The sequence below is a fragment of the Galbibacter kalidii genome (genome assembly GCF_026241135.1).
Taxonomy (GTDB): Bacteria; Bacteroidota; Bacteroidia; order Flavobacteriales; family Flavobacteriaceae; genus Galbibacter.
On record NZ_JAPFGA010000011.1, the window covers coordinates 158,066 to 164,827 of the forward strand.

The 6,762-nt window shown below is 43.4% G+C and carries 4 protein-coding genes and 1 pseudogene; 3 read left to right on the top strand and 2 right to left on the bottom strand.

Features of this window, described 5'->3' with window-relative positions:
* The first annotated feature begins 504 nt into the window (after positions 1-504).
* Both mobA and mobB read left to right on the top strand, forming a co-directional pair.
* Entirely contained in the window at positions 505-936 is a 432-nt protein-coding gene (gene mobA / locus OOZ15_RS12530; protein WP_265956765.1) for a conjugal transfer protein MobA, read from the top strand.
* Between the two features lie 7 nt (positions 937-943).
* On the top strand, positions 944-2,248 hold the full coding sequence (gene mobB / locus OOZ15_RS12535; protein WP_265956757.1) for a conjugal transfer protein MobB: 1,305 nt from the start codon (positions 944-946) through the stop codon (positions 2,246-2,248).
* Positions 2,249-2,266: 18 nt separating this feature from the next.
* Here the strand turns inward: mobB and OOZ15_RS12540 are convergent, their stop codons facing one another.
* Both OOZ15_RS12540 and OOZ15_RS12545 read right to left on the bottom strand, forming a co-directional pair.
* On the bottom strand, positions 2,267-2,965 hold the full coding sequence (locus OOZ15_RS12540; protein WP_265956758.1) for a TetR/AcrR family transcriptional regulator: 699 nt from the start codon (positions 2,963-2,965) through the stop codon (positions 2,267-2,269).
* 8 nt (positions 2,966-2,973) lie between these two features.
* Positions 2,974-4,239, bottom strand: a complete 1,266-nt coding sequence (locus OOZ15_RS12545; RefSeq protein WP_265956759.1) for an aminotransferase class I/II-fold pyridoxal phosphate-dependent enzyme — start codon at positions 4,237-4,239, stop codon at positions 2,974-2,976.
* Positions 4,240-4,796: 557 nt separating this feature from the next.
* Between OOZ15_RS12545 and OOZ15_RS12550 the strand changes: the two are divergent.
* Positions 4,797-6,762 (top strand): annotated as a pseudogene (locus tag OOZ15_RS12550) (hypothetical protein); the annotation flags it as partial.

Consider the following 6,762-nt stretch of genomic DNA (forward strand, 5'->3'; position numbering starts at 1 on the left):
CGCTTTTATGCTTTTACACTTTGGTGTTTTTAAAACCTTATGCTTTTACTGCCATCTGCTTGCCCTGAACCCTATTTTCCTTCCTTATTGGAATACATTTTTTACTCCTTGCATGAAAAGCATATAGCAAATAAAGCGATTGGTTCATTCGCTGTTTGATGCCTGGTATTCATTGGCATTCAAAGGCAATGTTTGACCGGGTACCGTATAGCAAGACTCTCTTGAACAGTTCTTTACTTTGTAAAGAGATTTTTATTGATGGATTTAATGAAAAATACACTGATATGTTTGGAGAAAATATGAACGGCTCGAAGCCGCTTTTCCTTGCTTTATTTAATCCTAATTCCGCCAGTTGGCGGACGGATTTTTGTGTTCACCAGAACACAGCAAGTTGTGTTTTGAGGCACTCGAAACCAGTTTCGTGCCCCAAAACAACTTGCCCTTGCAGGGGGCAGAAAACACCCTCCGAAGTCGGGGTTTTATGAAAATTAAAATGGATTTATGATGAATGATAGCAGGAGTAAAAAACGAAAAAAAGGTGGGCGTAAGCCAAAGCTCAATCCCCGTATCCACCGCTACGTTTTTCGGCTTACGGATGAGGAAAATGCTAAACTGTTATCCCTTTATGAAGCATCGAGGATGGATAATAAAGCAAAATTTATCACTTCCCTATTGTTTGAAAGGGAGATGAAAACGGTTAAAGTTGATAAGGGAACGGTTGATTTTTATATGCGGTTGACCTCTTTTTACAGCCAGTTCCGTGCTGTTGGGGTAAACTATAACCAAATTGTAAAGCTGTTATACCGATATTTTTCCGAAAAAAAGGCAGCGGTTTACCTCTATAAACTGGAAAAGCAGACGGCTGAAATGGCAACCTTGTGTCAAAAAATCATTCAGCTAACGGAAGAATTTGAAGCAAAACACCTGAAAAGATAAGTTTGAAATGGTTGCAAAAATAGGAAGGGGAAGTTATTTATATGGAGCATTGGCATACAATCAACTTAAAGTAGAGAATGAAAACGGACAGGTTTTGTTGACCAATAAGATGATAGAAACCCCTCACGGACAGTATTCTGCCAACCAATTAACCCAATCTTTTGAACCCTATTTAGTAGCCAATCGAAGAACGGAAAAGCCCGTATTGCACATTTCACTCAACCCTGATCCTAAGGATAAGGTAAGTGATGAAAAGTTCCGGCAAATGGCACAGCAGTATATGGAGGAAATGGGGTATGGGAAGCAGCCTTTTGTGGTGTTCAAACATACAGATATCAGCCGCACACATATCCATATCGTATCGGTTTGTGTGGATGAAACCGGAAAAAAGATTTCGGATAAGTTCGAAAAAAGACGGTCTATGAAGGTATGCCGTGAATTGGAAAACAAATTTAACCTGATACCAGCAACAGATAAGCAGCATAAACAAAACGACAAAATTTTCCGCCCGGTGGATTACCAAAAAGGGAATGTGAAAAGCCAAATCGCTTCGGTTGTCCGTCACCTCCCAAAATATTATCGGTTCCAGACCTTGGGCGAATACAATGCTTTGCTTTCCCTGTTCAACATTACTACGGAGAAAGTGGAGGGTGAACTGCACGGAAAATTGCAGAAAGGGTTACTCTATTCCCCATTAAATGAAAAAGGCAAAAAGGCAGGACATCCGTTTAAGGCTTCTTTGTTCGGTAAAAAAGCAGGGCTTCCCGCTTTGGAACAGCATTTTGAAAAATCTAAGGTAGCTTTAAAAGACAGTAAAACAAAACTTACTACCAAATCGGCAATTAATGATGTTATGGCATCATCAAGTGATGAACAAAGCTTTAAAAAACAACTGGCAAGCATGGGAATCAATGTGGTCATCCGCAGGAACGATACAGGACGCATATACGGCATTACGTATATCGACCATAATTCCAAAATGGCCTGGAACGGTTCCCGGTTGGGCAAGAAATTTTCTGCCAATGTTTTTAATGATTATTGGAGTAATAATATCAAACCGGACAAAGAAGAGTTAGAAGACCCCCAGCTTAAAATATCACAGTCAAACGCATGGCATAATTTACAGACCGAACAACCTCACGGACTTTTTAACTTTCTGTATCAAGACACGTCTGTATCCAGCACAAATAACACTAGTGTCATGGAAAGTCTGGGCGGGTTGTTGCCCGAAACACTGGGCGAAGATTACGAAGAACAGGCTTTTATCGACCGGATGAAGAAAAAAAAGAAAAAACGCAAGAGAAAGCAATAATTAAAGGGGCTTTATTGGTTACTTTTTAACCTTTGCCTTATTATAAATATGATATATTATTTCTTTTAAGGCATTTAAAACGCGTTTCTCTCCGATTTCTTCATTAACATCTATTCCACAAGAAGTACTCCCGTTTGATTTGGCGTGTAACGCCATATAATAAAGACCTCCTATCTGCAATGCAAGAGTAGCCCTTAAATCTACTCCATCTACATTTAAAAACTCTGGTTCTATGATTTTGAAAAGTTGCTCTCCAACTTCTTCCCTTTGGTCGGCAATCTTTCGCAGGACTTTATTTTCCCCTTCGAGTTCCCAATGGATGATTTTTCTTAACAATTCATCACTCAGAAGGCTTTTAAACTGACTTTCCAATAACGAATATATTTCGTTTTTACCTATTTCTTCCGGAGCTTCCATCAATTCCTGTATCACTTCTTTTTCGGCTACCCTCCAAAAATCCTTTTGCTGAAGGTATTCTTCCACAAGATTGTCAATCCCGCCAAAATAGGTCCATATCAATTTTTTATGTAGCCCACTTTCCTTGGCAATATTTGGTCCGGTGAGTGCCGCATAACCTTTGTTTTTAATTACTTTACCAACTGCCTCTACAAGACGTCCCTTAGTGCGGGCTTTATCTCTTATAGGCCCCGAATGGGTTTTTCTAGGCTTTTTTTTGGGAGTTGCTTTTTTTGTTTTGTCTTTGTCGCTGTTTTGCATACTGCTCATTAAAGGGTACTTGCAATATCCAATTTTTTATTGACATATTCAAACGCATTCAGGGCCTTGTCCAAGTGTTCTTTGGTGTGGGTGGCCATTAGGCTCATGCGTATCCTGGAATCTTTCATGGATACTGCCGGATACATGATGGGATTGGTGTAAATCCCGTTTTCGAGGAGTAATTTACCCGCTTCGCAGTTCTTTTGGATGTCACCAATCTTTACAGGGATAATGGCCGATTCCGTAGTACCAACGTCCAATCCAATATCTTGAAGCCCTTTCCGGTAATATTCAATGTTTTCCCATAGCTTTTTCTGCCAATGGGGTTCTTCGTCCACAAGGTCAATAGCCTTACTTACTCCGGTTACAATAGGAGTAGCAGCCGCTGAAAAAGCATATTGCCTGGACTGAAATTGTATGTAGGTAATCAATTCCGGGTCGGCTACAAAATACCCCCCTACATTGCCAAAAGTTTTACTGAACGTGCCGGTAATGATGTCCACTTTATCAAGGACATCATAAAGTTCCATAGCACCCCGTCCTGTTTCTCCGATTACGCCTATGCCGTGAGCATCGTCTACTAAAAGGATACCGCCGTATCGATGTGTAATTTCCAAGATTTCCTTTAGTTTGGCGATATCTCCGTCCTGTGAATACACCCCGTCTACAATAACCATTTTAGTTCTGTATTTATCTTGTGCCGCGGAGAGTATCTGTTCCAAAGCTTTGGTGTTGTTGTGTAAAAAGCGTTTGGTGGTAGTTCCTTGAATGCCTTCATACACACTGGCGTGTACGGCCATATCAACAATAGCGATATCATCCTTTTTCAATAAGCACAACAACGAAGCACTGTTAGCGGTATAGCCTGTTGTATATACAACGGTATAGCCTTTTGGACGCTTAAAAAAAGTGGATATTTTATCCTCCAGTTCCTTGTGGAACTCAAAATAGCCTCCGATAAGGGGAGAAGCCCCTGCACCGGTACCATATTTTTCAATCCCGGCTATGGCTGCTTTTTTTACTTCTGGATGTTGGGTAAACCCTAAATAGTCGTTACAGACAAAGCTGACATAACTCCCTTTTTTGAGATAACCATCTTCCGCCAGTTCAATTTCCGGACCACAACCAGAAGTGGCCAATAGCCGGTAATTCATAAAATTATTTACTTGAAGGTAATTGAGGTAACCTGTGTGGGCTTGCGCCCTTTGGTATACATCCAACTCTGGGATATCTTCGTAATCCTTAAAACTTGCATTGGTATAAGTTTGTCCCATAATGTTTAGTATAAATGGTTAGATGATAAATATATACTAAAAATCTCTAACCGGAGAATTAATTGTTAAAAACTTGATTTAGAACTAATAACAAGGGTGGAATATTCATCCGGCTCGTTTTCCTGATGAACATCAAGGAGGGATTCATGGGACAGGTTCTCCAGATAAGGGACTATCAGTATAATACCCTGTTTAAAACCATAAAGCATTAATTTCGCTTTTTTCAGTTATTACACAAAAAAGACCATTTATGACACGAAAAGGGCTTTTGGACACTTTGTGCTGTTGAAAGATGGAAAAATATTTTATGTTTGCCCTCTAAGATTTATTGTTTTTCATCCTGAAATTGTACAAAGCAGTCTGGTTTTAGGGTTGGATCATCAAAACCAAGGTTTCCTCAAAACCTTTCGGACAATGCGTTAGGCCTTGACAAAGACTATGTTGTTCTTTTATTAAAATAAAAAATAAAGGCATTAAATGCCCTTTCAGTTGGATGTGCCCTATTTATAAATATTAGGGCCTGTCCGGTTGTTGGTGCATTGTAATTTAGTTTATGTATGGGGAGAGCTTTACTGTGTATACTGTTTTTATCGTTTCAATTATCTTTTTCCGCTAACCTTTCGGGGCTAAACTGCCGTGTAAAAGAAAGTGATGTTATATCGGGACATGTCCCAAGGCCATTTTTATATAAGCCCCATGATTCAGTTCCCGGGAAAAATCCGGTAAGGGTACCTAAGGATTCCCTGGGGGTTTCCAATGATGGGCCTTTACAACCTGTTATTAAAAACACCACCACCCGTTCCTTCAAATCCCTGGACGGGGACCTCCCCCCAACTTCTTTTTCCTATCGTCCACCGGAGAGCGAATTCACCCCCGATTATATAAACACACATTTTCCCCAGGACAGTACCATAAATACCCATGTACTGGAGGCCAAGGCGGCCATCGACCAGCTGGAGGCCTCCCAGAACTTTCTCGACCTGGTCACGCCCCAGGACCTGGTGACCCTCCCGGTAGGGATCCAGGGGTTTTTAGGCGACAAAAACAACCCGGAGGGTAACGTTAGTTACATCCTTGGGATTAGCAAGGCCCGATTTACCCCGGAATATACCGAGGTCACGGCTTTTGTAAAGATCACCATTCCCCAACAAGGGGCGGACGGAAGGCCCAAGGAACTGTTCTTTGGGGCCGATAACATCAAGCTCTCCCATCAGGGCGGGATCTACGGGGAGGCCAATCTGGTCCTTTTGGGCGATGTGGCCATCCCCATCAGTGCCGGTAACGGACTGGTGGTCCTGCGTGGCGGTTTTAACATGCAGACCGGGGACACGGATAAAGAAACCTATGTCACCATCGATTGTAGCGGGTTTCGGGAGTTGGGCCTTTCGGCCGATGTGCTCTTTCCCCGCAGCATGCTGGAGCCGGTGGATCAAGACTATAAGGTCATCCCCGATCCAGATGCCAAGGTGACCGGGCATTTCCGGACCATTGTCAGCGACTGGAACGATATCATGGCCGAGATCAGCCTGCCCCCTTTTCAACTGACCAAAAAAGACAGTCAGGACGGTAGCGGCAAGGCCGGTCTGGTCTTTGAACTGAATACGGCCGTATTTGATTTCAGTGACCTGAGAAATTCTCCAAATACCAGATTCCCGGAGCAGTACAGGCAGCTACTGATCCCCGGCCAGGAGCAACTTTGGCGCGGGGTCTATGTCAATTCCTTAAAAGTGGTTTTGCCCGAACAGTTCAAAATACGGAACAGTGAGCAGCGGGTTTCCTTTCAGGCCGCCGATATGCTCATAGACGGCATGGGGGTCTCCGGGTATTTCTCCGTGGACAACCTCTTGCCCCTTAATGAAGGGGAAGCCTCCGGCTGGCAGTTCTCGGTCGACCATATCGAAGCGGATTTTGTGGCCAACCAGCTCACCGGCGCCGGTTTTAACGGGCAATTGGTACTCCCGGTCACCAAAGAGGTTACCACTGAAGAGCTGCAAAAGGCGGATACCATGGCCATCAGAAAAAAAGCCCTGGCCTACGGGGCCATCATTGACCCGGTAAACGAAGAATACATCCTCTCGGCAGGCTTGCAGGAGCATTTATCCTTTGATGTGTTCAAGGCCAAGGCCAACCTGGAGGCCAACTCCTATGTGGAACTGAAAACAAGGGAAGGGCGTTTCCGTCCTAAAGCCATCTTGCACGGAAGCCTGGACATCGCCGCCAGTAACAGCGATGACCCCGATAAAAAGACAGCGGATTTTAAAGGGATCGTTTTTGAGCACCTGCAATTACAGACCGAAAGCCCCTACTTCCAAGTGGACTATATGGGCTACCAAGGGGAGGTCAAGCTCGCCAATTTCCCGGTCACCATTTCCGAGATCGGGGTCACGGCCAATGAATATGAAGCCTCCCTTCATTTCGGGGTGGATATCAACATGATGGAAAAAGGTTTTTCGGGGGGCACTTCCCTGGCCCTGGTCGGGAAGTTCAGTGAAAAGGATGGCTACCACCGATGGAATTTTGACC

Coding starts and splice junctions, on each gene's coding strand:
- OOZ15_RS12545 (WP_265956759.1), bottom strand. CDS start 4,239: ATGGGACAAACTTATACCAATGCAAGTTTTAAGGATTACGAAGATATC.
- mobA (WP_265956765.1), top strand. CDS start 505: ATGAATGATAGCAGGAGTAAAAAACGAAAAAAAGGTGGGCGTAAGCCA.
- OOZ15_RS12540 (WP_265956758.1), bottom strand. CDS start 2,965: ATGCAAAACAGCGACAAAGACAAAACAAAAAAAGCAACTCCCAAAAAA.
- mobB (WP_265956757.1), top strand. CDS start 944: ATGGTTGCAAAAATAGGAAGGGGAAGTTATTTATATGGAGCATTGGCA.